This window comes from Streptantibioticus rubrisoli, assembly GCF_024436055.1.
GTDB lineage: Bacteria > Actinomycetota > Actinomycetes > Streptomycetales > Streptomycetaceae > Streptantibioticus_A > Streptantibioticus_A rubrisoli.
The window spans coordinates 62,009-86,276 of the sequence record NZ_JANFNH010000023.1 but is presented as its reverse complement, the minus strand read 5'-3'; the positions used below and the strand labels follow the sequence as shown (position 1 = coordinate 86,276).

23 protein-coding genes and 1 pseudogene are annotated in these 24,268 nt (G+C 71.0%); 18 read left to right on the top strand and 6 right to left on the bottom strand.

The features are described 5' to 3' along the window. Positions 1–40 precede the first annotated feature (40 nt). Positions 41–1,309 (top strand): annotated as a pseudogene (locus NON19_RS33725) (AAA family ATPase); the annotation flags it as partial. Positions 1,310–1,379: 70 nt separating this feature from the next. Continuing rightward, complete coding sequence (locus NON19_RS19505) at positions 1,380–1,922, top strand: type III secretion system chaperone family protein (protein WP_255929808.1); 543 nt, start codon at positions 1,380–1,382, stop codon at positions 1,920–1,922. Positions 1,923–1,995: 73 nt separating this feature from the next. Here the strand turns inward: NON19_RS19505 and NON19_RS19500 are convergent, their stop codons facing one another. The 3 genes from NON19_RS19500 to NON19_RS19490 form a co-directional block, all read right to left on the bottom strand. Further along, positions 1,996–3,216 (bottom strand): putative hexosyltransferase, encoded by a 1,221-nt coding sequence (locus tag NON19_RS19500; RefSeq protein ID WP_255929806.1) that lies wholly within the window; start codon positions 3,214–3,216, stop codon positions 1,996–1,998. Positions 3,217–3,388: 172 nt separating this feature from the next. Beyond that, positions 3,389–4,558, bottom strand: coding sequence for a pyridoxal phosphate-dependent aminotransferase (locus NON19_RS19495; protein ID WP_255929804.1), 1,170 nt, complete (start codon positions 4,556–4,558; stop codon positions 3,389–3,391). A gap of 143 nt (positions 4,559–4,701) precedes the next feature. Next, complete coding sequence (locus NON19_RS19490; protein ID WP_255929803.1) at positions 4,702–4,902, bottom strand: hypothetical protein; 201 nt, start codon at positions 4,900–4,902, stop codon at positions 4,702–4,704. 266 nt (positions 4,903–5,168) lie between these two features. Here NON19_RS19490 and NON19_RS19485 point away from each other — a divergent pair, with 266 nt between their 5' ends. The 11 genes from NON19_RS19485 to NON19_RS19435 all read left to right on the top strand — a co-directional run bounded on the left by NON19_RS19485 (position 5,169) and on the right by NON19_RS19435 (position 15,935). Continuing rightward, positions 5,169–5,720 (top strand): DUF2617 family protein, encoded by a 552-nt coding sequence (locus NON19_RS19485; protein ID WP_255929802.1) that lies wholly within the window; start codon positions 5,169–5,171, stop codon positions 5,718–5,720. A 130-nt stretch (positions 5,721–5,850) separates the two neighbouring features. Then, a complete protein-coding gene (locus NON19_RS19480; RefSeq protein WP_255929801.1) occupies positions 5,851–7,359 on the top strand; it encodes a polyamine aminopropyltransferase in 1,509 nt (502 codons plus the stop codon). Between the two features lie 202 nt (positions 7,360–7,561). After that, entirely contained in the window at positions 7,562–8,431 is an 870-nt protein-coding gene (locus NON19_RS19475; protein ID WP_255929800.1) for an SRPBCC family protein, read from the top strand. 31 nt (positions 8,432–8,462) lie between these two features. Continuing rightward, positions 8,463–9,266 carry an aldose epimerase family protein gene (locus NON19_RS19470; RefSeq protein WP_255929797.1) on the top strand — a complete coding sequence of 268 codons (804 nt, stop codon included), beginning with the start codon at positions 8,463–8,465 and terminating at the stop codon, positions 9,264–9,266. Between the two features lie 4 nt (positions 9,267–9,270). Next, complete coding sequence (gene pyrE, locus NON19_RS19465) at positions 9,271–9,816, top strand: orotate phosphoribosyltransferase (protein WP_255929795.1); 546 nt, start codon at positions 9,271–9,273, stop codon at positions 9,814–9,816. A gap of 310 nt (positions 9,817–10,126) precedes the next feature. After that, entirely contained in the window at positions 10,127–11,149 is a 1,023-nt protein-coding gene (fbaA, locus tag NON19_RS19460; RefSeq protein WP_255929793.1) for a class II fructose-bisphosphate aldolase, read from the top strand. 111 nt (positions 11,150–11,260) lie between these two features. Next, positions 11,261–11,674 carry a DUF3151 domain-containing protein gene (locus NON19_RS19455; RefSeq protein ID WP_255929791.1) on the top strand — a complete coding sequence of 138 codons (414 nt, stop codon included), beginning with the start codon at positions 11,261–11,263 and terminating at the stop codon, positions 11,672–11,674. Between the two features lie 229 nt (positions 11,675–11,903). After that, on the top strand, positions 11,904–12,746 hold the full coding sequence (locus tag NON19_RS19450; protein ID WP_255929789.1) for a tryptophan 2,3-dioxygenase family protein: 843 nt from the start codon (positions 11,904–11,906) through the stop codon (positions 12,744–12,746). Continuing rightward, the gene (kynU, locus tag NON19_RS19445; protein ID WP_255929787.1) at positions 12,739–13,953 is read left to right on the top strand and encodes a kynureninase; all 1,215 of its coding nucleotides are present in this window, start codon (positions 12,739–12,741) and stop codon (positions 13,951–13,953) included. Before NON19_RS19450 ends, kynU begins: the two co-directional genes overlap by 8 nt. Continuing rightward, positions 13,950–14,729, top strand: coding sequence for an alpha/beta hydrolase (locus NON19_RS19440; RefSeq protein WP_255929785.1), 780 nt, complete (start codon positions 13,950–13,952; stop codon positions 14,727–14,729). Before kynU ends, NON19_RS19440 begins: the two co-directional genes overlap by 4 nt. Before the next feature lie 6 nt (positions 14,730–14,735). After that, entirely contained in the window at positions 14,736–15,935 is a 1,200-nt protein-coding gene (locus tag NON19_RS19435) for a cytochrome P450 (protein ID WP_255929783.1), read from the top strand. 77 nt (positions 15,936–16,012) lie between these two features. On the opposite strand, the gene NON19_RS19430 is transcribed toward NON19_RS19435, so the two are convergent. Next, complete coding sequence (locus tag NON19_RS19430; protein WP_255929781.1) at positions 16,013–16,816, bottom strand: diacylglycerol kinase; 804 nt, start codon at positions 16,814–16,816, stop codon at positions 16,013–16,015. A 137-nt stretch (positions 16,817–16,953) separates the two neighbouring features. Between NON19_RS19430 and NON19_RS19425 the strand changes: the two genes are divergently transcribed. After that, positions 16,954–18,237 (top strand): adenylosuccinate synthase, encoded by a 1,284-nt coding sequence (locus NON19_RS19425; protein WP_255929779.1) that lies wholly within the window; start codon positions 16,954–16,956, stop codon positions 18,235–18,237. A gap of 130 nt (positions 18,238–18,367) precedes the next feature. Beyond that, positions 18,368–19,729, top strand: a complete 1,362-nt coding sequence (locus NON19_RS19420; protein ID WP_255929777.1) for an aspartate aminotransferase family protein — start codon at positions 18,368–18,370, stop codon at positions 19,727–19,729. A 136-nt stretch (positions 19,730–19,865) separates the two neighbouring features. On the opposite strand, the gene NON19_RS19415 is transcribed toward NON19_RS19420, so the two are convergent. Then, positions 19,866–20,147 (bottom strand): hypothetical protein, encoded by a 282-nt coding sequence (locus NON19_RS19415; protein WP_255929775.1) that lies wholly within the window; start codon positions 20,145–20,147, stop codon positions 19,866–19,868. Positions 20,148–20,314: 167 nt separating this feature from the next. Here NON19_RS19415 and NON19_RS19410 point away from each other — a divergent pair, with 167 nt between their 5' ends. Together NON19_RS19410 and NON19_RS19405 are read left to right on the top strand one after the other, a co-directional pair. Beyond that, positions 20,315–21,004 (top strand): GntR family transcriptional regulator, encoded by a 690-nt coding sequence (locus tag NON19_RS19410; RefSeq protein WP_255929773.1) that lies wholly within the window; start codon positions 20,315–20,317, stop codon positions 21,002–21,004. 104 nt (positions 21,005–21,108) lie between these two features. After that, entirely contained in the window at positions 21,109–21,759 is a 651-nt protein-coding gene (locus NON19_RS19405) for a putative DNA-mimic protein (RefSeq protein ID WP_255929771.1), read from the top strand. Between the two features lie 160 nt (positions 21,760–21,919). Here NON19_RS19405 and NON19_RS19400 read toward each other — a convergent pair whose 3' ends face one another. Continuing rightward, positions 21,920–22,759, bottom strand: a complete 840-nt coding sequence (locus NON19_RS19400) for an SLATT domain-containing protein (RefSeq protein WP_255929769.1) — start codon at positions 22,757–22,759, stop codon at positions 21,920–21,922. A 206-nt stretch (positions 22,760–22,965) separates the two neighbouring features. On the opposite strand from NON19_RS19400, the gene purD reads away from it, so the two are divergent. Next, positions 22,966–24,216, top strand: coding sequence for a phosphoribosylamine--glycine ligase (gene purD, locus NON19_RS19395; RefSeq protein WP_255929767.1), 1,251 nt, complete (start codon positions 22,966–22,968; stop codon positions 24,214–24,216). The last annotated feature ends 52 nt before the right edge of the window (positions 24,217–24,268 follow it).

Genomic DNA, 24,268 nt, shown 5'->3' with positions numbered 1-24,268 from the left:
GGCCGAGAAGGAGGAGGCGCTCGCGCCGGACGCCCGTGAGCGGCTGGACGCGCTGCGCAGGCAGCGGGAGGAGAAGGAGGAGGAGCTGCGCGGGCTCACCGCGAAGTGGAACAAGGAGCGTGAGGTCCACAACCGCGTCGGTGAGCTGAAGAAGCGGCTGGATGAGCTGGAGAGCGAGTTCCAGCGGGCCGAGCTGAAGGCCCCGGAGACCGGCGACTGGGTCACCCCCGGCCGGATCAGGACCGAGCAGATTCCGCAGACCGAGAAGGAGCTGGCCGAGGCGATCGAGGCGCAGCGGCAGCTGGAGGGCATGGTCGGTGAGGAGGTCACCCCGGACGACATCGCCCAGGTGGTCGCCTCGTGGACCGGCATCCCGGCCGGACGGCTGCTGGAGGGCGAGACCCGCAAGCTGCTGCGCATGGAGGAGGAGCTGGGCAAGCGGCTGATCGGGCAGAGTGAGGCGGTCTCCGCGGTGTCGGACGCGGTGCGCCGGTCGCGTTCCGGCATCGCCGACCCGGACCGGCCGACGGGCTCCTTCCTGTTCCTCGGCCCGACCGGTGTCGGCAAGACCGAGCTGGCCAAGGCGCTGGCCGACTTCCTGTTCGACGACGAGCGGGCGATGGTCCGCATCGACATGAGCGAGTACGGCGAGAAGCACTCGGTGGCCCGGCTGGTCGGCGCCCCGCCCGGCTACGTCGGCTACGAGGAGGGCGGCCAGCTCACCGAGGCGGTGCGGCGGCGGCCGTACACGGTGGTGCTGCTGGACGAGGTGGAGAAGGCGCACCCGGAGGTCTTCGACGTGCTGCTGCAGGTGCTGGACGACGGTCGGCTGACCGACGGCCAGGGGCGGACGGTTGACTTCCGCAACACCATCCTCATCCTCACCTCCAACCTCGGCTCACAGTTCCTGGTGAACCCCGAGCTGTCCGAGGCGCGCAAGCGCGATGCCGTACTGGAGACCGTTCGGGAGTCCTTCAAGCCGGAGTTCCTCAACCGGCTGGACGACATCGTCGTCTTCCACTCGCTCACCGAGGACGAGTTGGGCCGGATCGCCGGGCTCCAGCTGAACAGGCTGCGCGACCGCCTCAAGGACCGCCGCCTGGAGCTGGACGTCTCCGACGAGGCCCTGGCCTGGCTGGCCCGGGAGGGCAACGACCCGGCCTACGGCGCGCGGCCGCTGCGCCGCCTGGTGCAGACCGCCATCGGCGACCGGCTGGCCAAGGCGATCCTCGCCGGCGAGGTGCACGACGGCGACACCGTCCGTGTGGACCGCGAGGGTGAAGGGTTGACCGTGCGGCCGCTCCGATGAGGGCGGGGCTTGCCATACCCGGGCCGGGATGGGGGAGGATGGCGGCAATCGTCGCGAAGGGAACCACACGGTGAGCATTGACCCGTCCTCCATCCCGAACTTCGGCCAAGGCCCGTCCAACCAGCCACCGGCCGGGCCGCCGGGTGGAGGCGTGATCCGGCCGAACCAGGACCTGGTCAAGCAGTTGCTGGACCAGATGGAGCTGAAGTACGTGGTGGACGAGGAGGGAGACCTCGCCGCGCCGTGGGAGGACTTCCGCACGTACTTCATGTTCCGCGGTGAGGGGGAGCAGGAGGTCTTCGCGGTCCGTACCTTCTACGACCGCGCGTACTCCATCGAGGACAAGAACAAGCTGTTGGAGATCGCCGACGGCTGGAACCGGCAGACGCTGTGGCCGAAGGTGTACTCGCACACCCACGACGACGGCTCGGTGCGGCTGATCGGCGAGGCCCAGATGCTGCTGGGGCTCGGCGTCGGCCTGGAGCACTTCGTGTCGTCCACGGTCAGCTGGGTGCGGGCGTCGGTCGACTTCGACCGATGGGTCACCGAGCAGCTCGGGCTGGAGAAGGACGCAGAGTCCGACGGCGGTGAGGACGAAGGCGACGAGGACTGAGCCCTCGTTGACCAAACGGACGCCGCGGCGGGGAGCTGACCCCTGCCGCGGCGTCCGTCTCGTCAGCGCCCGCTCACAGCGCCAGCGGCGCGATGGTGAGCAGATACGTTCCGTAGAAGAACGAGAACCCGGCCAGTGAGATGACCGCCACCCACGCGGTGCGCGGCCTGGCTCTGGCGAGCGCGATCGCGGCCGGGATCAGCAGCGGGAACGCGGGCATCAGGAACCGCGGCTTGCACTGGAAGAAGCCCGCGCCGCCGATGCCGATCAGCATCAGCACCCCGCAGTACGCCAGCAGCGCCACCGGGATCCGGTCGGTGATGCACAGCGCCAGCAGGATCACCGCGGCGGCCACGATGGCCGCGGCCACGTAGTACGCGAAGTAGTCGGTGCCGGTGACCAGGTGCTTGAAGAACCGCAGCGCGCTCCAGCCGAAGTCGAACCGCGAACCCCAGCGCGCCTGGACCTTGAAGTAGCCCTTGATGTCACCGGTCTGCCAGCCGACCCACAGCACGTACCCGAACCAGCCCAGCGGCGCGATCGCCGCCCCGATCCAGGCCCGCCAGTCCACCGGCTTGCCCGCCCTGCGGCGCCGCCAGTAGTCCATGGCCACGCCCGCCACCACCGCGGCGGCCACCGCGACGCCGTTGGGCCGGGTGCAGCCCGCCAGGGCGGCCAGCACGCCCGCGTACAGCCAGCGGCGGGTCAGCACGGCGTACAGCGACCAGGCGGCCAGCGCGGTCATCACCGGCTCGGTGTACGCCATGGTCTGGATGATCGCGTGCGGCAGCAGCCCGTAGAGCAGTACCAGGGCGATGCCGACCCGGCGGCTGTACAGCCGCGCGCCGATCAGGTAGATCGCCCACACCGACAGCAGCGTGGCGGTCCAGGCGACCAGGATCGCGACGTTGATGATGCCGATCGGGATGATGTACGAGACCACCCGCACGGTCATCGGATACAGCGGGAAGAACGCCAGGTCGTTGTAGAGGATGGTGTGCTGGGTGGCGGACGGGATCAGCGTGCCGTAGCCGTACTCGGCCACCCGGAAGTACCAGCGCGCGTCCCAGGCCAGGCCCAGGATGCTGCGCGGATGCTGGCCCGCGTACCAGGCGTAGGCGGACAGGAACAGCAGGCCGGTGGCCCGCACCGCCGCGTACACCATGAGCGCGGGTGCCGCGCGCCGCAGCGAGGCCCTCGCCCGCTCAAGGCGGGAGCGGACCTCGGGTCTCGGGGCGGTGGATCCCCCCGCCGCAGCACGAGGAGGGGTCGAGACCGGCTCGGCCGTATACACCTGTTCCGCTCCTCCCGGGGCGTCCGTTCATCGGCACCGTACTTGACGACAAGCCTGAATCACTCTGTTCTTGCCTTGCGCGCATTGTCGGGTTGTACGGGTCCGCCGTGCCGAGTAGCGCAGCAATCCACCCCCACGGGTGAAAGACGACCGAAAGTCAGGATGGGTTGCCTCAGGAGCGTAGCTGCTTCAGACGCGAGATCGCATCGTTGAGCACCTCTGTTCGCTTGCAGAACGCGAAGCGTACGTAGGGAGTTCCCCTTTCCTTCGCGTCGTAGAACACCGCGTTGGGGATCGCGACCACCCCGCAACGTTCCGGCAGGGAGCGGCAGAAGTCGAATCCGTCGGTTGCGCCGAGTGGGCGAATGTCCGTGGTCACGAAGTACGTGCCAGCCGGGCGGAAGACCCCGAAACCAGCCTCCCGCAGGCCGTCCGCCAGCAGGTCGCGCTTTGCCCGCAGGTCGGCGGCAAGATCGTGGAAATAGCTGGTTGGCAGCCGCAACGCCTCGGCCACGGCGTATTGGAACGGACCGCCCGAGACGTACGTGAGAAATTGCTTCGCCGTTCGCACGGCGTTCACCAGATCGTGTGATGCGGTGACCCATCCCACCTTCCAGCCGGTGAACGAAAACGTCTTGCCGGCGGAAGAGATGGTCACGGTTCGGTTGCGCATTCCTGTGAATGTGCTGAGCGGCAGGTGTTCGCCGTCGAAGACCAGGTGTTCGTACACCTCATCGGTGATCACCAGAAGATCGCGTTCCACCGCCAGTTCGGCGATGGCGGCCAGTTCGGCACGGGTCAGTACGGTGCCGGTCGGATTGTGCGGCGTGTTGAGCAGGATTAGCCGGGTGCGGTCGGTGACCGCGGCGCGCAGCTCGTCCAGGTCCAGCACGAACCGCGATCCGTCCGGGCGCAGCGTGACCGGCACCCGGGTGCCGCCCGCCATCGCGATGCACGCGGCGTACGAGTCGTAGTACGGCTCCAGCGCTATCACCTCGTCGCCCGGCTCGACCAGCGCGAGCAGCGCGGCCGCGATCGCCTCCGTGGCGCCCGCGGTCACCAGCACCTCGGTGTCCGGGTCGAACTCCAGGCCGTACCGGTCGCGCTGGTGCTCGGCGATGGCGGTGCGCAGCTCGGGCACGCCGGGGCCCGGCGGGTACTGGTTGCCGCGGCCGTCCCGCAGCGCCCGTACCGCCGCCTCGCGCACCGCCTCGGGGCCGTCGGTGTCGGGGAAGCCCTGGCCCAGGTTGATGGACCCGGTGCGGGCGGCGAGCGCGGACATCTCCGCGAAGATCGTCGTGCCGAAACCGTCGAGGCGCCGATTGAGCAGAGGCCGAGTCATGCCAGCTATCCTCCGGCGAACCTCTGGACTTCCTCAACTCCCCATTACCGGCGCGCCGTCGCGGGCATGAACCGGGGCACAGCGAAGCGCCTCGTTTCGGGGGAGTTCGGGGGAGCCGGGGAAAGTGAGGTGGGCGGTATGCCCTACCTGGTGGGACTGATCATCTGTGCGTGCATCGCGTTCATGGTGATCGCGGCCATCGCGTCGGCCACCCGGCCGGATCTCGACGCCGCGGCACCGCGCCCGGAGCGCGCACCGGCCAGCGGCGGCTCATCCGACGGGGCGTCAGGCGCGCGGTAGCCGAAGACCGGCCACAACTGCGGGTGGTCTTTGCCGCTTCGCATATGCCGCACGAGCGGATGTGGTGAACACCTGAACAGGTACGTGCCCGTGGGGATGTAAACCGCACCTGAATGGGTAAAACCGCTACGCGCACTACGAAATTCATGATTCCGTATTGATTCCCGGACCCCCCGTGGACACGGACCGGCGGACGTCCCCCTGGGTCGGTCCTCCACTACATGCCCTCCCGCGCGCCCCCGCGAGGGAGCAGGGGACGGCCTGGCCCACCCGCCCTGCGTGAACCCTCCCGTGCTTGCGGAGCCGACCCATGCTCACGACCCTAGAAACCGCCTATATCGACACCCGTGCCGGGGACCTCGCATGGCGGCTCGGCAAGGAGCCGCTGCCCGCGCTCGCCGTCGTCAACCTGGAACTCGACCTGGGGCGCCGCCGTTCGCGTACCGCTGGAGATTGCCGAATTCAGGTGCAGATGCGGCTGCTTGGCGCCTCCCACCAAGTGCTGCTCAACGCCCCCGACGGCTGTTGTTCGGAGACCGTGGCCTGTATGCCGGGCAGCAGGACCCCGCTGCCGCTGGGCGTCGCGGAGCGCGTCGGGGACTGGGAGTACGAGTTCGCGGCGCGCGTGGAGACGCTCTCGCGCGGCTCGTTCGCGGGCCGCGCCCAGGAGTTGCTGGCGTTGGTCGCCGACCATCCGCACGGGCTCGCCGGGCGCTTCCCCGGCGACCCCAACGCCTTCACCGCGATGCTGGTGCAGCGGGACCCGGACGGCGCGGGCGAGGTGCACTGGCGCACCTGGCACGCCTACCCGATGGAGGGACGGCTGGTGACCACGAGGTCACGGGTGACGGGGTTGCGGTGAAGGCGCCTTCGCCGGGCGTTGCGCGGGGCGCGGCCCGGATTGCGACTGACCGTCAACGCGCCGTCCGCGACGCCCAATTGCACCCCTGTGGGTGACCGGGGCGACGCGCAGAGTGACGTAGCGTGCACTCATGATCGACGTGCCCCCGTCCCTTGCCCGGTTGCCGGTCTCGGTCAGCCTCGGGCGTGCGCTGGTGCTTGGCTCGGTCTTCGTCTGCGCCGCCTGTGGACTGGTCTACGAACTCGAACTCGTCGCGCTCGCCTCGTACTTGGTGGGCGACTCGGTCACCCAGGCGTCCGTCGTGCTGTCCGTGATGGTGTTCGCGATGGGGGTCGGCTCGCTGCTCGCCAAGAGCATCCGGTGCCGGGCCGCCGTCGGCTTCGCGCTCATCGAGTCGCTGCTCGCGCTGGTCGGCGGGCTGTCCGCGATGGCGCTCTACGCGAGCTTCGCCTGGCTCGGCCAGTGCGGCTCGGCGATCACGGTGTTCGCCTTCGCGATCGGGCTGCTGATAGGCGCCGAGGTGCCGTTGCTGATGACGCTCATCCAGCGGATCAGACGGCAGGACGCGGGCGGCGCGGTGGCCGAGCTGTTCGCCGCCGACTACGTGGGCGCGCTGGTCGGCGGGCTCGCCTTCCCGTTCGTGCTGCTGCCGTTCCTCGGGCAGGTGACCGGTGTGCTGCTGACCGGGGCGGTGAACGCGGGGGCTGGCGCGGCGACGGTGCTCGGGCTGTTCCGGCGGGACCTCAGTGGACGGGCGCGCGGCTGGCTGATGGGGGTGAACGTCGCGGTGCTGGTGGTGCTGGCCACCGCCGCGGTGTTCGCCGGGCCCTTCGAGCGGGCCGCGCGGCAGGCGGTCTACGGGGGCGACGTACGGCTGGCGGTGCGCACGGACGTGCAGGAGGTGGTGCTCACCGGCTCGCCCGCGGGGCGCCCGCTGCGGTTATTCCTGGACGGGCGGCTGTCGGACTCCGGGCGCGACGAGTACCGGTACCACGAGGCGCTGGTCCACCCCGCGATGGCCGGGCCGCACCGGCGGGTGTTGATCCTCGGCGGCGGTGACGGGCTGGCGCTGCGCGAGGTGCTGCGGTACGCGGACGTGGCGTCGGTGACGCTGGTGGACGTGGACGCCCAGCTGGTGGAACTGGCGCGCCATGACCCCGGGCTGAGCGCGCTGAACCGTCACTCCTTCGCCGACCCGCGGGTCGAGGTGGTGACCGCGGACGCCTTCGACTGGTTGTGGGAGCGGCGGCGGCTCGGTGCGTACGATGTGGTGATCGAGGACCTGCCGGATCCGCGCATCTCCCGTAGCGCCAAGCTGTACTCGCAGGAGTTCTACGGGTTGGCGGCGGCCGATCTGGCGCCCGGCGGCCGTCTCGCGGTGCACGCGGGGTGCGGGCCGCGGTTCTGGACCGTGGACGCGACGGTCCGCTCGGCGGGGTTGCGCACCACGCCTTACTGGCTCCCGGCGGGCGACTTCCTGCTGGCCGCCCGCACCCCCGTCGCCGCCCGCCTGGCCGCGCCCCGCCTACGCTCCCTCACGCCCGCCGCGCTACGGCACGCCGTCCAGACGGCAGCCCTGTCCCGCCCGCCCGCCTCTCTTCCGCCTTCCACGCTGATGCGCCCGCGATATGGCGGGTGAGCCCTCCGCCGCGACGGCGCGCAATCCGCGCGGCGCAGCCCGGCGGTGAGAAGCGACCGTCCCCCCGGGGTATCGGGGCCGAGCCCCGTGGTCGGTGCTGGGGGCGGAGCCCCGTCAAGGGCGGGCGGGTGGGAGAACGGGGCGACCGGGACCACGCCGGGACGCTGCCCATGTCCGCAGCGTCCCGGTAGGCTCCAGCGGTATGGAGCACGAGTCATACGTCCCATTTCCGGTCGAGACCGTGCGGCGAGCACTGAGCGACCCCGACCGGGTCGCCCGGTGCGTCTCCGCCCTGCAGCGCGACGCGGCCGCCGCCGTGCCCGGCGGCATCGCGGGGCGGCTGCGGCTGCGCATCGGAGGCTCCACCATCACGTACCGCGGCAGCCTGCGGATCGCCGCCTGTGACGGCGGCTTCGAGATCGAGGGCGAGGGCGCCGAAGCCCGCGGCGGCGGCGCGGTCAAGCTGGCCCTGGTCATCGGGCTCGATCCGGAGGGCAACGGCACCCGGCTCGGTTTCTCCGGCGCCGTGCAGGCCGAGGGGCGGCTGACCGAGTTCGACCAGCCGACCGTGGAGGCCTCCGGCCGCCGCCTGCTGGATCGTTTCGTTTCCGACCTCACAACGGATCTGGAAGCCGAACCGCCCGCCGAGTTCGCCCCGCCCGCGCAGGAGGCCTCCGCACAGGGCGTGCTGCTGCCGGACGTGATCGACGTCGAGGACGCTGACGACGCCGTGGACGCCGAGGAGCTGGAGCTCGCCGAGTTGCCCGAACCCGCCGACGGCGAAGAGGAGTTGGAGCTGGTCGAGGTCGATGTGCCGGAGACCCCCGCCGGTCTGGAGGACGAGCCGCGTCCGCGTACCGACGCACCCGCCGAGGCCGCGCACGCCCGCCGCACCATGATCGGCCGCAGCGCGGAGGAGGTCGACCACGCGCCGCCGCGCGGCCGCTACGCCCCGGTGCCCGCACCGGCCACCAGCACGACCAGCGACACCCTGCGCTGGGCCGCACCGGCCGCCGCCGCACTGCTCGCGTCCGCCGTGGTGGTCGGCCGGGTACTGCGGCGCCGTCGCTGAACGGCGCCGTACAAGCCCTAGATTCGTGCGCATGCACCAGACATCAGAATCGGTCCGGCTCATCGCCGGTGACGTCGAACTGACCGTGCGGCCCGAGGCGGGCTGCGGTATCAGCAGTCTGCGCGTCGGCGGTACCGAACTGCTGCGGCAGGGGCCGCGTTACGGCTCGTTCGTCATGGTCCCGTGGTGCGGCCGCACCGAGAACGGCCGATTCCGCAACGGCGGAGTGACTCACCAACTGCCCATCAACGCCGCCCCGCACGCCATCCACGGCACCGGCCGCGACGCGACCTGGACGCGGTCCACGCAAGACGAGCGCACCGCCTCGTTCTACTACGACCTCACCGACCCCTGGCCGTACGCGGGCCGCGTCACCCAGGTCATCGAGCTCGCCGAGAACGAGCTGCGGCTCACCCTGGGAGTGGAGACCGCCGAGGTGTCCTTCCCGGCGCAGGCGGGCTGGCACCCGTGGTTCCTGCGCAACCTCGGCGCGGGCGGCCAGGACGCCACCATCGGCTTCGCGCCCGCCTGGCAGGAGGAGCGCGGCGACAACCACCTGCCGACCGGGCGCCGGATCGACCCCAAGCCCGGCCCGTGGGACGACTGCTTCGGCATGCCGGACGGCGTCGACGTGACCCTGACCTGGCCCGGTGAGCTGCGGGTCAAGGTGACCAGCCCGGCCGAGTGGGTGGTGGTCTACGACGAGCAGCCGGAGGCGATCTGCGTCGAGCCGCAGTCCGGCCCGCCGAACGGTCTCAACACGCATCCGCGGCTGGTCACCCCGATCGACCCGCTGGAGATCACGACGGTCTGGGCGTGGGAACGGCTCGGCTAGTCTCATGGGCATGACTGACGCCCGTGACGCCCTGCTGCAGCAGATCAAGGACAAGGCCGTGGTGCACGGCAAGGTGACGCTCTCCTCCGGCAAGGAGGCCGACTACTACGTCGACCTGCGCCGGATCACCCTCGATGGTGAGGCGGCTCCGCTGGTCGGTCAGGTGATGCTGGACCTGACCGCCGACCTCGACTACGACGCGGTGGGCGGGCTGACCCTCGGCGCCGACCCGGTCGCCACCTCGATGCTGCACGCCGCCGCGGCGCGCGGGCGCAGGCTGGACGCGTTCGTGGTCCGCAAGACCGGCAAGGCGCACGGCCTGCAGCGGCGGGTGGAGGGTCCGGACGTCAAGGGGCGCCGGGTGCTGGCGGTCGAGGACACCTCCACCACCGGCGGCTCGGTGCTGACCGCGGTCGAGGCGCTGCGCGAGGAGGGCGCCGAGGTGGTCGGTGTCGCGGTCATCGTGGAGCGCGGTGCGGCCGGGGCCATCGCCGAGACCGGGCTGCCGTACCTCCAGGCGTACAGCCTGGCCGACCTCGGCCTGGAGTGATCGTCGCAGCACGCCTGTGACCTGCGCTTATCTGTGAGGGGTGGCTGTTTCACGTGAAACAGCCACCCCTCACGCGTAAGACGGCCACCCTCACGCCACAGTTTCTGCGAGCTGAAGGCTCTCATTTGAGGGTGGTGGTGGGCGACGGGCGGGGTTTCTGCGAGCTGAAGGCTCTCATTTGAGGGTGGTGGTGGGCGACGGGCGGGTGTGATAGCTGCCGTATGGAGGTTGGACGGGAGTCTGCGAAGATGAGGGCGACGATGACGTCGCCAACGTCAGTACGACCCGCGGACCCCCAAGGAGCGGACACATGCCCATCGCAACCCCCGAGGTCTACAACGAGATGCTCGACCGGGCGAAGGCAGGCAAGTTCGCCTACCCGGCCATCAACGTGACCTCGTCGCAGACGCTGCACGCCGCGCTGCGCGGCCTCGCCGAGGCGGAGAGCGACGGCATCATCCAGATCTCCACCGGTGGCGCGGAGTTCCTGGGCGGTCAGTACAGCAAGGACATGGTGACCGGCGCGGTCGCGCTGGCCGAGTTCGCGCACATCGTCGCGGAGAAGTACCCGGTCAACGTCGCGCTGCACACCGACCACTGCCCCAAGGACAAGCTGGACGGCTACGTCCGTCCGCTGCTGGCCATCTCCCAGGAGCGGGTGGCCAAGGGCCTCAACCCGCTGTTCCAGTCCCACATGTGGGACGGCTCGGCGGAGATCCTCAACGACAACCTCGCCATCGCGCAGGAGCTGCTGGCCGAGGCGGTCAAGGCGAAGATCGTCCTCGAGGTCGAGATCACCCCGACCGGTGGCGAGGAGGACGGTGTCTCCCACGAGATCAACGACAAGCTGTACACCTCCGTGTCGGACGGCATCCGGACCGCCGAGGCGCTCGGCCTGGGCGAGAAGGGGCGGTACCTGCTCGCCGCGTCGTTCGGCAACGTGCACGGCGTGTACAAGCCGGGCAACGTCGTGCTGCGGCCGTCGATCCTGAAGGAACTGCAGATCGCGGTGGGCGAGAAGTTCGGCAAGGCCAGCCCGTTCGACTTCGTCTTCCACGGTGGTTCCGGCTCGACGATCGAGGAGATCAACGAGGCGCTGGACAACGGCGTGGTGAAGATGAACATCGACACCGACACGCAGTACGCGTTCACGCGGCCGGTGGCGGCGCACATGTTCAAGAACTACGACGGTGTGCTGAAGGTCGACGGCGAGGTCGGTAACAAGAAGACCTACGACCCGCGTACCTGGGGCAAGCTGGCCGAGGAGGGCATGGCCGCGCGCGTCGGCGTGGCCGCGCAGAACCTGCGGTCCGCGGGCAACAAGCTGAAGTAACGCGTGTTTGGGGGGTTCCGCCCCCACCCCCCTTCTGGCGCTTCGTCCCCGGTGGGGAGTGCAGCCTTTCTCCCCGGCCGCTCGCGGCCGGGGAGCAGGCAGACTGGGGGTATGGCCATTCATGAGAACCTGCTCGGGGGGCCGCCCCCGACCCATCTGCCCGACGATCCGGAGCCGCGGGAACTGCTCGCCTCGGGGACCTCGCCGACGGATGTCGCCGCGAAGTACCCCGCATCCTCCCTGGCCTGGGCGCAGCTCGCCGATGACGCCTTCGAGGCGGGCCGGGTGGTGGAGTCGTACGCCTACGCCCGCACCGGATACCACCGCGGCCTGGACGCACTGCGCCGCAACGGCTGGAAGGGCCATGGGCCGGTGCCCTGGGAGCACGAGCCCAACCGCGGCTTCCTACGCGCCCTGCACGCCCTCAGCCGCGCCGCCCAGGCGATCGGCGAGGACGACGAGCACGAGCGCTGCGCCACCTTCCTGCGCGAGTCCTCCCCGACGGCGGCCGACACGCTGACGTGATCGGCACAGCCTGATCCGCCGGGCCTGATCCGCTCGGCCCGAGCCACACCACGAGACCTGCCCGGCCCCGGCCGCCGGGCAGGTCTTGCCGTAGCCCGGCCCTTCCCCGCATGATGCGCATGGGCCAGCGGCACGTCGACCGTGTGTGCGGGCCCGAGGGGACCGGAGCTCCGATGCCGAACAGGAAGGAGCGGACCGCTACCCGGTAGCGCGGATCAAGGAGACAGCGATGTCCCAGCACCCCGAGCCGGACGGAGTCGGCCCGGACACCCCGAATCTGGACTTCGAGGGCACCACCCCGTACGACGACTACGTGAAGGCCGACGTCCTCACCCATCTGCAGCACCCGCTCTCCGACGACCCGGGTGAGATGGTCTTCCTGGTGACCACCCAGGTCATGGAGCTGTGGTTCACCGTCATCGTCCACGAATGGCAGACCGCCGCCACGGCGCTGCGCCAGGACGACCTGCCGACGGCGCTGGCGGCGCTGCGCCGCAGCACCTACGAGCTGGAGTCGCTGAACGCGTCCTGGAAGCCGCTGGCCCACCTGACGCCCGCCCAGTTCAACTCGTACCGCGGCGCGCTCGGCGAGGGGTCCGGGTTCCAGTCGGCGATGTACCGCCGCCTTGAGTTCCTGCTCGGCGAGAAGTCCGGCTCGATGCTGGTCCCGCACCGCGGCGCGCCGCGCGCGCACGCCGAACTGGAGAAGGCGCTGCAGGAACCCAGCCTGTACGACGAGGTGTTGGGCTACCTGGCCCGCCGCGGCCACGCCGTGCCCGCCGCGGCGCTCAACCGCGACCCGGCCCAGCGCTACGAGGCCGACCCGGACGTGGAACGCGTCTGGCAGCGGATATACGCGGGGCCACAGGACACCCCGGAGATGCGGCTCGGCGAGGCGCTGACCGAGGTCGCGGAACTGGTGTGGCGCTGGCGCAACGACCATCTGGTGGCCACCCGGCGTGCGATGGGCGCCAAGCAGGGCACCGGCGGCTCGGCGGGCGTGGCATGGCTGGAGAAGCGCGCCCGCAAGAACGTCTTCCCCGAGTTGTGGACGGCCCGCAGCCATGTCTGACGACCTGCTGAGCCGGGCCGAACGGCTCGACGCCGACGACCAACTGGCCAAGATCCGCGACCGGTTCGCCCTGGACACCCCACCCGATCAGGCGGCTGGCGCCGCGGAGGTCTACCTGGACGGCAACTCGCTCGGTGCGCTGCCGCACGGCGTGTCCGCCCGGCTGAAGGACGTGGTGGAGCGGGAGTGGGGGCGGCTGCGCATCCGCTCCTGGGACGAGAGCGGCTGGTGGACCGCGCCGGAGCGGGTCGGCGACCGGATCGCCCCGCTGATCGGCGCCGCGCCGGGCCAGGTGGTGGTCGGCGACTCCACCAGCGTCAACGTCTTCAAGGCGCTGGTCGCCGCGGTGCGCATGGCGCCGCAGGACCGGGACGAGGTGCTGGTCGACGCGGCCACCTTCCCGACCGACGGCTACATCGCGGCGTCGGCGGCACGGATGACCGGCCGCACGGTGCGCCCGGTGCCCGCCGCCGACATGGCGGCCGAGGTCGGGCCGCGTACCGCCGTGGCGCTGGTCAACCACGTCGACTACCGCACCGGACGGCTGCACGACATGTCCGGCACCACCGCCGCCGCGCACGCCGCGGGCGCGCTGGTGGTGTGGGACCTGTGCCACAGCGCCGGGGCGCTGCCGGTAGGGCTGGACGCGGACGGCGTGGACCTGGCCGTCGGCTGTACGTACAAGTACCTCAACGGCGGCCCGGGCGCGCCCGCCTACCTCTACGTCCGCCGGGAACTGCAACCGCGGTTCGACTCCCCGCTGCCCGGCTGGAACTCGCACGCCGACCCGTTCGGCATGCGGCCCGACTACCAACCGGCGGACGGGGCGCTACGCGGCAGGGTCGGTACCCCGGAGATCTTGTCAATGCTCGCGCTGGAGGCGGCACTTGAGGCGTGGGACGGGGTGTCGATCGAGGACGTTCGGCGCAAGAGCCTGGCGCTGACCGACTTCTTCCTGGAGTGCGTGGCCGCTGAAGTGCCGGACGGACTGGTCGAGTCGATCACGCCCGCCGACCACGCGCTGCGCGGCAGCCAGGTCTCGCTGCGCTGCGAGCGCGCGGGCGAGGTGATGGCGGGGCTGATCGAACGCGGCGTGGTGGGCGACTTCCGGCGCCCCGATGTGCTGCGGTTCGGTTTCACCCCGCTGTACACCCGGTACGTGGACGCGCTGCGCGCGGCGCGCACGCTCGCGGACGTGCTGCGATGAGGCCGCAGGACGAGGAGGCGGCGCTGTTGGCGCTGCCGCCCGCCGCGGCGGAGGACAGCCGCGCGTACGGGCCGCACCCCTCGCAGGTCATCGACTACTACGGGGTGGGCGGCGGGCGTCGGCTCACCGTGCTGCACGGCGGCTTCTGGCGGGAGGCGTACGACCGCGCCCATCTGTCGCCGCTGGCCGCGGAGTTGGCGCGGTGCGGGTACGCGGTGGCGCTGGCCGAGTACCGGCGGGTCGGCGGGGGCGGCGGTTGGCCCGCGACGTTCGACGACGTGGCCCAGGCGGTGGAGACCGCCTGGGACGGCGCGGAACACGTGGTGCTGGGCCACTCGGCGGGCGGTCAGCTCGCCCTGTGGGCGGCCGCGCGGGGCGGGGTCAGCGGGGTGGTGGCGGTGTCGCCGGTCGCGGATCTCGGGTACGCGCGGGAGTTGCGGCTCAGTGACGGCGCCGTCGATGAACTCATCGGCGCCGAGGGTGATCTGGCGGCCGTCGATCCGGTGCGGCTGCCGCCGCTCGGCGTTCCGGCGGTGCTTGTGCACGGTACGGCGGACGTTGACGTTCCCGTCGAGGTCTCACGCCGGTACGCGGGCGTCGCTGGCGCGCGGCTGCGTGAGTTGCCGGACGTCGGCCATTACGCGCCGCTGATTCCGGGGTCCGCGGCGTTTCCGGAGCTGCTGGCGGCGCTGGCCGAGGTGGAGGGTCACGACGTACCGCCCGGCGGTGCCGAAGCAGCCGCGACCCAAGCACCCGTACCGCGTAGCAAGGAGTGACCCGCGATGGAGTTCGATCCCCGGTCGCCCGAGTTCGTCGCTGACCCGTATCCCGCGTACAGGCGGCTGAGGGAGAGCGGGCGGGCGATCTGGTACGAGCCGACGGGCCAGTGGCTGGTCCCGCACTACGCGGACGTCAGCGCCTGTCTGCGGGACCGCCGCCTCGGGCGGACGTATCTGCACCGCTTCACGCACGAGGAGTTCGGGCGCACTCCGCCGCCCGCCGAGCACGAACCGTTCCATGTGCTCAACGACAACGGGATGCTCGACCTGGAGGCCCCGGACCACACCCGGATCCGGCGGCTGGTGGCCAAGGCCTTCACCCCGGCGACGGTACGCGGTCTGACCCCCACCATCGAGAGGCTGGCCGCCGAACTCGTCGCCGACCTGTGCGCCGACGGCGGCGGTGACCTGCTGGCCAGGGTGGCGGAACCGCTGCCGGTGGCCGTCATCGCCGAGATGCTGGGCATACCGGCCGCCGACCGGGGGTTGCTGCGTCCCTGGTCGGCGGCGATCTGCGGGATGTACGAGCTGAATCCGGACGAGGCGACGGCGACCGCCGCGGTCCGCGCGAGCGTCGAGTTCTCCGCGTACCTGCGGGAGTTGATCGCCGCACGGCGCAGGGACCCGGGCGAGGACCTGATCAGCGCGCTGATCGCCGCGTACGACGAGGGGGACCGGCTCTCCGAGCAGGAGATGATCTCCACCTGTGTGCTGCTGCTGAACGCCGGTCATGAGGCGACCGTCAACACCACCGCGAACGGCTGGTGGACCCTGCTGCGCCACCCCGACCAGCTTGAACTGCTGCGCAAGGACCCCCAGTTGCTGCCCACGGCCATCGAGGAGCTGTTGCGGTACGACACCCCGTTGCAGCTGTTCGAGCGCTGGGTGCTGGACGACATCGAGATCGGTGGTACCACCATCCCGCGCGGCAGCGAGGTCGCGTTGCTGTTCGGCTCGGCGCACCGGGACCCGGCCCGCTTCGCCGACCCCGACCGGCTGGACCTGGCCCGCGCCGACAACCCGCATCTGGCGTTCGGCGCGGGCATCCACTACTGCCTGGGCGCACCGCTGGCCCGGATCGAACTGGCCGCGTCCTTCGGGCAGTTGCTGCGTTCGGCACCGGGCCTGCGGCTGGTGCGGGAACCGGAGTGGAAGCCGGGCTATGTCATCCGGGGGCTACGGGAGCTGCTGGTCGAGGTCTGAGACCGGTCACCCGAGGTCGCGGCCAGGGCCTCCGGCGGTTTACCGGTTGGGGTTGCGGTGGGTTGGGGGATGAGCGGCTAACGCGGCACCGTCAGCCGCCACGCGTCGGCCTGGACCGTCCAGGTCCGGGTGCGCACCGGGCCGGTCGGCGACTCGTCGGCGTGGTAGCGGAAGTCCCGGCCGGAGATCGTCACCGCCTGCGCGCGCACCCGCAGCGGGCGGCCGGAGGCATGCTGGACGCAGACGTCGGCCAGACCGCCGGTCGGGGAGCGCACCGACACCTCGTGCACCGGACGGTCCAGGTCGGCCAGCACCACCCCGTCCGCCTCCACCCGCAGCCAGTGGCCCGGCGTCTGGCCGGGGCCGCCGGTCAGGGTGCGCAACAGCGAACGGGCGCCGCGCTCAAGCCAGTTGCCCCGGGACGCCGGTGCGGCGCGGCACGGGATCCGCAGCGCGCCCAGCACGATCCCGCCGCTCTCGTCCCGCAGCAGGTCCAGATCGCGCACCGCCCCGTTCAGCGCCGCCCGGGCCGCGGCCACCGTGGACGCCGGTACCCCGAGCCGCCGTGACAGCGCCAGCGCGGAGCGCTGGCCGACCGGCACCATGGACAGCGCCGCGTCGCTCAGCGCACCCTCCCGATGCAGCAACCGCACGGTGCGCAGCAGGGCGTGGTCGTCGCCGATCACCACCGGGCGGCGGCGGCCGCGATGCGCCAGCGCTCGACGCAGTTCCTCGGCGTCGTCCGGAAGACAGATCTTCAGCGACGACGCGCCCGCCCGCAGGACGTCCTTCGCGATACGCACCGATTCACCGTCCAACGTGCGGGCCGCGGGGTCGATGACCACCAGCAGCGGAAGCCCGGCCGAGGCTTGAGCCGACACCTTCGTCCTTCCTCAGGTAAAATCTCGGTGCAAGAGCCCCTTGCGCCTTTGCGCCAGGGGCTTCGTCTATTCCGGGGCACCGGTTCGACGGCTCTTACGCACGTTGGACATGCCCCGCCCGGAAGGGGTGTACGCCTGTGCCCGCACTTGTGCTGCTCGGTGCTCAGTGGGGTGACGAGGGCAAGGGAAAGGCCACCGACCTGCTCGGCGGCTCGGTTGACTACGTGGTCCGCTACCAGGGCGGCAACAACGCCGGTCACACGGTGGTCGTCGGCGACCAGAAGTACGCGCTGCACCTGCTCCCGTCCGGGATCCTCTCCCCGGGGTGCACCCCCGTCATCGGCAACGGAGTCGTCGTGGACCCGGCGGTCCTGCTTTCCGAGCTGAGCGGGCTCCAGGCGCGTGGCGTGGACACCTCCAAGCTTCTGATCAGCGGCAATGCCCATCTGATCACCCCGTACCACCAGACCCTGGACAAGGTCACCGAGCGCTTCCTGGGCAAGCGCAAGATCGGTACCACCGGTCGGGGCATCGGCCCGGCCTACGCCGACAAGATCAACCGGGTCGGCATCCGGGTGCAGGACCTGTTCGACGAGTCGATCCTGCGGCAGAAGGTGGAGGCCGCGCTGAACGACAAGAACCAGGTGCTGGTCAAGATCTTCAACCGCCGGGCGATCTCCGCCGAGAAGGTGGTCGAGGAGTACCTGGGCTACGCGGAGCAGATCCGCGACTACGTCGCCGACACCACCCTGGTGCTGAACCGGGCGCTGGACGAGGACAAGGTCGTGCTGCTGGAGGGCGGCCAGGGCACGCTGCTCGACGTGGACCACGGCACGTACCCGTTCGTCACCTCGTCCAACCCGACCTCCGGCGGTGCCTGCACCGGTTCCGGTATCGGCCCGACCCGGATCTCCCGCACCATCGGCATCCTCAAGGCCTACACCACCCGGGTCGGCGCGGGTCCGTTCCCGACCGAGCTGTTCGACGAGGACGGCGAGAAGCTGCGCATCATCGGCGGCGAGCGGGGCGTCACCACCGGCCGCGACCGCCGCTGCGGCTGGTTCGACGCGGTGATCGCCCGGTACGCCACCCGGGTCAACGGACTCACCGACTTCTTCCTCACCAAGCTCGACGTGCTCACCGGCTGGGAGGAGATCCCGGTCTGCGTGGCGTACGAGATCGACGGCCAGCGGGTCGAGGAACTCCCGTACAGCCAGACGGACTTCCACCACGCCAAGCCGGTCTACGAGACGCTGCCGGGCTGGAACGAGGACATCACCAAGGCCAAGTCCTTCGACGACCTGCCGAAGAACGCCAAGGCGTATGTGAAGGCGCTGGAGGAGATGTCCGGCGCTCCGATCTCCGCGATCGGCGTGGGTCCGGGCCGGGACGAGACGATCCAGATCAACCCGTTCATCTAGGCCGCTAGGCCGCTAGGCGCTGCCGACCTGTGCTTCGGCCACTTCCGTTGACAACGTGTCGAGGGGAGTGGCCGAAGCCATACAGGCTGGTCGTTCCGGCCTGAACAGGTGGCTCCCTACGCTGGGCGGCATGGCCCACCCCGTTGATGTTCCCGTAGACCCCGAGCGCGGCGCCGCCGTCAAGGCAGCGGACCGTGCGCATGTCTTCCACTCCTGGTCCGCGCAGGCGGTCATCGATCCGCTCGCGGTGGCCGGGGCGCGAGGTTCGTACTTCTGGGACTACGAGGGCAACCGCTATCTGGACTTCTCGTCCCAGCTGGTCAACACCAACATCGGGCACCAGCACCCCAAGGTGGTCGCCGCCATCCAGGAGCAGGCCGGGAAACTGGCCACCTTCGCCCCGGCGTTCGCGATCGACGTGAGGTCCGAGGCGGCGCGGCTGATCGCCGAGCTGACCCCGGGCGACCTGAACAAGATCTTCTTCACCAACGGCGGCGCCGAGGCGGTGGAGAACGCGGTACGGATGGCCCGGCTGCACACCGGGCGGCACAAGGTGCTGTCGACCTACCGGTCGTACCACGGGGCGACCGCCGCGGCGATCAACCTCACCGGTGACCCGCGGCGCTGGGCGTCCGATACCGGCTCGGCGGGGGTCGTGCACTTCTGGGGGCCGTTTCTGTACCGGTCGCAGTTCCACGCCAGCACCGAGGCGGAGGAGTGCGAGCGGGCGCTGAGGCATCTGGAGGAACTGATCGCGTTCGAGGGTCCGCAGACCATCGCCGCGATCATCCTGGAGACGGTTCCCGGCACCGCGGGGATCATGGTCCCGCCGCCCGGCTATCTGGCGGGGGTCCGGGAGATCTGCGACCGGTACGGGATCGTCTTCATCCTCGACGAGGTGATGGCGGGGTTCGGGCGCACCGGCAAGTGGTTCGCCGCGGACCACTGGGGGGTGACCCCGGACCTGATGACCTTCGCCAAGGGCGTCAACTCCGGTTACGTCCCGCTCGGCGGCGTGGCGATCAGCGAGCGGATCGCGGAGACGTTCGCCCATCGGCCGTACCCCGGTGGGCTCACCTACTCCGGCCATCCGCTGGCCTGCGCGTCCGCCATCGCGACGATCAGCGCGATGCGCGACGAACGGATCGTGGAGAACGCCGCCGAGATCGGCGAGCGCGTGCTGGGGCCCGGGCTGCGGGAGCTGGCGGCCCGGCACGAGTGCGTGGGGGAGGTGCGCGGTATGGGCGTGTTCTGGGCGCTGGAACTGGTCAGGGACCGGTCGACCAGGGAGCCCCTCGTGCCCTACAACGCCTCCGGCGCGGACGCGGCTCCCATGGCCCGGTTCGCGGCTGCCTGTCGGCAGGGTGGGCTTTGGCCGTTCGTGAACATGAACCGGACGCATGTCGTGCCGCCATGCAATGTCTCCGAGGCGGAGGCCAAGGAGGGGCTGGCTGTTCTGGACGCGGCGCTGTCGGTGGTCGACGGGGGTTAGCCCACCCGCCCTCGCGCGGGTGCGCCCCAAAGGGGGGCGGGGCTGTCTTCATGTGCGGCTCCGCCGCGTGGGCGCGACCAGCCACAACGGCGCCGCGGACGACCGAAAGCACATCGCCGCACTCCCAGCGGAGCGTCTAGTGCAAGGAGGCCAGGAGGTCTTCCAGAGGGACCGCCGGATACATGTCGACCCGGGCCTTCAGTTCGCGGAACAGCGGTTCCGTCAGCGCGTTCAACTGCGCCGGGTCTGCCAGGTCGAAGACCAGGACGACCGTCCGCATGCCGTCCAGGCACAGGACGTAGGACGCCTCCGGCCGTACCCGGTCGGCCAGCCGCCGCAGCGTCTCCCGTAGCGTCCCGGACTCCAGCGCCCGGCTGCCCGCCTCGGCCTCGATCCGGATCGTCATCAGCGTCCGCACGTAGCCATCGTCAAGCCGCGCCGCGCCCCGCACCTTCCCCGAGGGCCGAACGGGTGGTGAGCCTGGTCACGTAGCGGAGTCCCGCAGGTTATGCGGGGTAGCCGCCTCGCATATCTTGTCCCGGGCGCATCAGGACGCCGGAGACCAGGACCGATCGAGGAGGCTGCATGCCGGGCAGTACACCGGTCCGTCGCAGCAGTCTGCGGCAGCAGATCGCCGACGCGCTCCGCGATGAGGTCCTCACCGGACGGCTGGCCGCCGGACGGCATTTCACGGTGAAGGAGATAGCCGACCTGTACGGCGTCTCGGCCACCCCGGTGCGCGAGGCCCTGGTCGACCTCGCGGCGCAGGGTCTGCTGGACGTGGAGCACCACCGCGGCTTCCAGGTACGGCGGTTCACCCACGACGACTACCGCGGCCTGGTGGAGGCCCGGGTGCTGGTGACCGAGGGGATATTCCGTCGGCTGGCCGCACATGGCCCGCTGCTGCTGTCAGAGGAGGGCATGGCGTCGGTGCGCCGCCGCGCGGAGGCCGCCGCCAGTGCCGCCCGGGCCGGTGCGCTGGACGTACTGATCGGCTGTGACCTGCGCTTCTGGCGGGAACTGGCGGTGCTCACCGCCAACGAGCACGTGTGTGACTTCCTGGACCGGCTGCGGGTGCAGTCCTGGGTGTTCGCGGTCCCGCTGCTGCGCCGCGAGCCGGACCTGGCCGGTGTGTGCTGGACCGAGCACGTCGCGCTGGCCGACGCCATCCGGGACGGCGACGCGCTGGGCGCGCAACGCATCCTGGACGCGTACAACGAGCACTCGCTCTCCTTGATGCGGCAACTCGTCGACCGCCATGGCGACGGACACTGACTGCTGGCTGACTGCCCCCTGACGCACTCACGACGTACCCCTGACGCGACGCCGGGCTCCGGTTACGCTGGCGGCCCTGCCTCCTACCACCTCCTGGAGCGCCCGTGGCCTGCGACCTCTGGTTGGTCCCCCTGGTCGATGTGCTGTGTCACAGCCCGGAAAACCCATTCGCGGAAGAGATCGGCGCCTACAACAAGGCACTTGGCGAGGCCGGGCTGCCACCGGTGCCCATCCATGGGTACATGCCCGGACTGTCGGGGGACGTCGCCCCGGTCGCGGGGTTCGACTACGCCGCGCTGCACTTCCTGCGCCGGGCGCACATGCTGATGCTGTGCGGGCTGGAGGTGACGCCGGTCGGTGAACTCGGCGGTGACTACGAGCAGTTGCTGGAGATGTTCGAGTCGGCCGCGCAGCAGTCGCACCTGGTCTGGCACTACGACCACGCGGGCGCGTACGTACCGATGGACTTCCCCGTTCCGGTGGTGAACGACGAACTCCTCGCGGGCGGCGGCCCGTTGGGGTCGGTCCATGGGCTGCTGCGCGAACTGGAGTCGGTGGCCCCGGCGATCGGCATCGACCCGGCGAACCCGCCCCTGGCGCCCGCCCCGCCGGAGCGGCCGACGGCACTCGACGAACCGGCCGCACAGTTCTCCTACGAGGACCACCCCTTCGCCCGGGAGCGGCACGTCTGGCTGGGCCTGCACGCGGCAGCGACCCGCAGCCTCGCCCAGGGCTCCATGATCATGTTCAGCTAGGGCAACGGGGTTTGGGGCTCATCCCAAGAGGGGTTTGGGGGCTTGCTCCCAGTAAGGGGGTCTGGGGGGCTTGCCCTCCAGCGAGGGGGCCTGGGGGCTCGCCCCCAGCGAGGGGGGCTTGGGGGCTCGCCCCCAAAGAAGATCAGAGGGACCTCTCACCTCACCGGCCAGGCCCCTCGGGCGGCCGCTGCCGCGGCATATTAGGGCGGTTTCCGTGCGGCAACTGAAACCGCTGTTGCTGCCCGCCCTCGCCGCGCCGCCAGGACACCAGCGCCTGGGTGCGCAGCGGCGCGGTCCCGGCGCCGAACTCGACCATCCACTCGGCGGTCTCGCCGCGCACCAGCTCCGAGACGTCCTCGCTGAACCCGCGCAGCACGGCCAGGCACCGCTCGGCGGCCTCGCTCGCGGTGCCCTCCGTGGGGCCCAGCACCTCCCGTACGCTCTCCGACGCCCAGTCGAACCGCAGCTTCTCCAGCCGCCGTTGCACCGCCTGCGCCGTCGCCACGTCGCGCATCCAGCCCGAGGTCAGCCCGAACCACCGGTCGACACCGACGCACACGGCGGCGGCCAGCAGACCGAGATACCCCCAGCCCGCCAGGTCGTTGGCGGTGTGCGTCAACTGCACCAGCGGCAGCGCCAGTCCGGTGGCCACCCCGAGCACGGTGGTGACCCGCAGCGCGCGGGCCCAGCGGCGCTTCCACACCCGGTCCGCCAGGTACCAGTCGGCGGTGCGCAGCGCGCTGTCCTCCGCCCAGCGGTACAGCTCGCCGAGGCGGCGCGCCGGGTCCCCCCAGTCGCCGAGCGGGAACGGGACGCCCCGCAGGTCCCCCTGCGGTGGTCCGCCGCGCCGGGGGGCGCCGTCCACTCGCCCCGCGGGCGGCCGACCGGCCGGTGCCGCCTCGCTCGCCCGGCCGAGCGGCCACAGGCCGCGCCCCGGGCCGTGCCCCGGGCCGTGCCCCTCCTGAGGGGTCCCCTCGGGGTGCTTGTCCGGTTGGCTCACCCGTAGAACTCCCTCGCACTCGTGTTGTCCCCGCCGAAATCCCCTTCTTACCGCCGAACGGCTGACCACGGGGGCGTGATCAGTGGAATTCCGCCTGAAAGTGCCATGTGGTCGGGTATATGCGCCTCGCGCCATTACTCGAAAGAGTGAAGCGAAGGAGAAAGGGCGGCTGGGTGGCGGAAGACCACCACAACTAGGCTGACCCCGTGAAGGTCCTCGTAATCGGCGGTGGCGCCCGCGAACACGCCCTGTGCCGCGCCCTCTCCCTCGACCCCGACGTCACCTCCCTGCACTGTGCGCCCGGCAACGCCGGAATCGCCGAGATCGCCGAGCAGCACCCGGTGGACGTGCTCGACGGCGAGGCCGTCGCCGACCTGGCCGCACGGCTCGCCGCCGACCTGGTGGTCGTCGGCCCGGAGGCCCCGCTGGTGGCGGGCGTCGCCGACGCGGTGCGCGCCCGCTCCATCCCCTGCTTCGGACCGTCCCGCGAGGCGGCCCAGCTGGAGGGGTCCAAGGCCTTCGCCAAGGACGTGATGGCCGCCGCCGGGGTGCCCACCGCCCGTTCCTACGTGTGCACCACCGGCGAGGAGGTCGACGCGGCGCTGGCCGCCTTCGGCGCGCCGTACGTCGTCAAGGACGACGGGCTCGCCGCGGGCAAGGGCGTGGTGGTGACCGAGGACCTGGCAGCCGCCAGGGAGCACGCGCTGGCCTGCGGCCGGGTGGTGATCGAGGAGTTCCTGGACGGCCCCGAGGTCTCGCTGTTCGCGATCACCGACGGCACCACCGTGCTGCCGCTGCAGCCCGCGCAGGACTTCAAGCGGGCGTACGACGCCGACCAGGGCCCGAACACCGGTGGCATGGGCGCGTACTCGCCGCTGCCGTGGGCCGACGCCAAGCTGGTGGACGAGGTCATGGCGACCGTGCTCCAGCCCACGGTGGACGAACTGCGCCGCCGCGGCACGCCGTTCAGCGGACTGCTGTACGCGGGGCTGGCGATCACCTCGCGCGGAGTGCGGGTGATCGAGTTCAACGCCCGCTTCGGTGACCCGGAGACCCAGGTGGTGCTCGCCCGGCTGAAGACCCCGCTGGCGAGCGTGCTGCTGAACGCGGCGACCGGACGGCTGGACGAGGAGCCGCCGCTGCGGTGGAGCGACGGCGCCGCGGTGACCGTGGTGATCGCCTCGCACAACTACCCGGGCACACCGCGCACCGGCGACCCCATCGAGGGTCTGGAGGCGGTGGCGTCCAGCGACCCTCATACGTATGTACTGCACGCGGGTACGAAGCGTGATGCAGAGGGGCGCGTGGTGAGCGCGGGTGGCCGAGTACTGTCCGTGACCGCGACGGGTTCGGATTTGGCCAAAGCTCGGGAGCGCGCCTACGCCGGTGTCGAACTGATCCACTTGGACGGATCCCACCACCGGACGGACATCGCCAAGGCGGCGGCCGGGGGTTGAAAAAGCGGCGGCCGGGGGGTTGAAAGGGCGGCGGCCGGGGGCTGAACCGGAG

Coding starts and splice junctions, on each gene's coding strand:
- NON19_RS19470 (WP_255929797.1), top strand. CDS start 8,463: ATGCACCAGACATCAGAATCGGTCCGGCTCATCGCCGGTGACGTCGAA.
- NON19_RS19455 (WP_255929791.1), top strand. CDS start 11,261: ATGGCCATTCATGAGAACCTGCTCGGGGGGCCGCCCCCGACCCATCTG.
- NON19_RS19480 (WP_255929801.1), top strand. CDS start 5,851: ATGATCGACGTGCCCCCGTCCCTTGCCCGGTTGCCGGTCTCGGTCAGC.
- NON19_RS19410 (WP_255929773.1), top strand. CDS start 20,315: ATGCCGGGCAGTACACCGGTCCGTCGCAGCAGTCTGCGGCAGCAGATC.
- NON19_RS19420 (WP_255929777.1), top strand. CDS start 18,368: ATGGCCCACCCCGTTGATGTTCCCGTAGACCCCGAGCGCGGCGCCGCC.
- NON19_RS19440 (WP_255929785.1), top strand. CDS start 13,950: ATGAGGCCGCAGGACGAGGAGGCGGCGCTGTTGGCGCTGCCGCCCGCC.
- NON19_RS19435 (WP_255929783.1), top strand. CDS start 14,736: ATGGAGTTCGATCCCCGGTCGCCCGAGTTCGTCGCTGACCCGTATCCC.
- pyrE (WP_255929795.1), top strand. CDS start 9,271: ATGGGCATGACTGACGCCCGTGACGCCCTGCTGCAGCAGATCAAGGAC.
- NON19_RS19490 (WP_255929803.1), bottom strand. CDS start 4,902: ATGCGAAGCGGCAAAGACCACCCGCAGTTGTGGCCGGTCTTCGGCTAC.
- kynU (WP_255929787.1), top strand. CDS start 12,739: ATGTCTGACGACCTGCTGAGCCGGGCCGAACGGCTCGACGCCGACGAC.
- NON19_RS19475 (WP_255929800.1), top strand. CDS start 7,562: ATGGAGCACGAGTCATACGTCCCATTTCCGGTCGAGACCGTGCGGCGA.
- NON19_RS19485 (WP_255929802.1), top strand. CDS start 5,169: ATGCTCACGACCCTAGAAACCGCCTATATCGACACCCGTGCCGGGGAC.
- fbaA (WP_255929793.1), top strand. CDS start 10,127: ATGCCCATCGCAACCCCCGAGGTCTACAACGAGATGCTCGACCGGGCG.
- NON19_RS19495 (WP_255929804.1), bottom strand. CDS start 4,558: ATGACTCGGCCTCTGCTCAATCGGCGCCTCGACGGTTTCGGCACGACG.
- NON19_RS19450 (WP_255929789.1), top strand. CDS start 11,904: ATGTCCCAGCACCCCGAGCCGGACGGAGTCGGCCCGGACACCCCGAAT.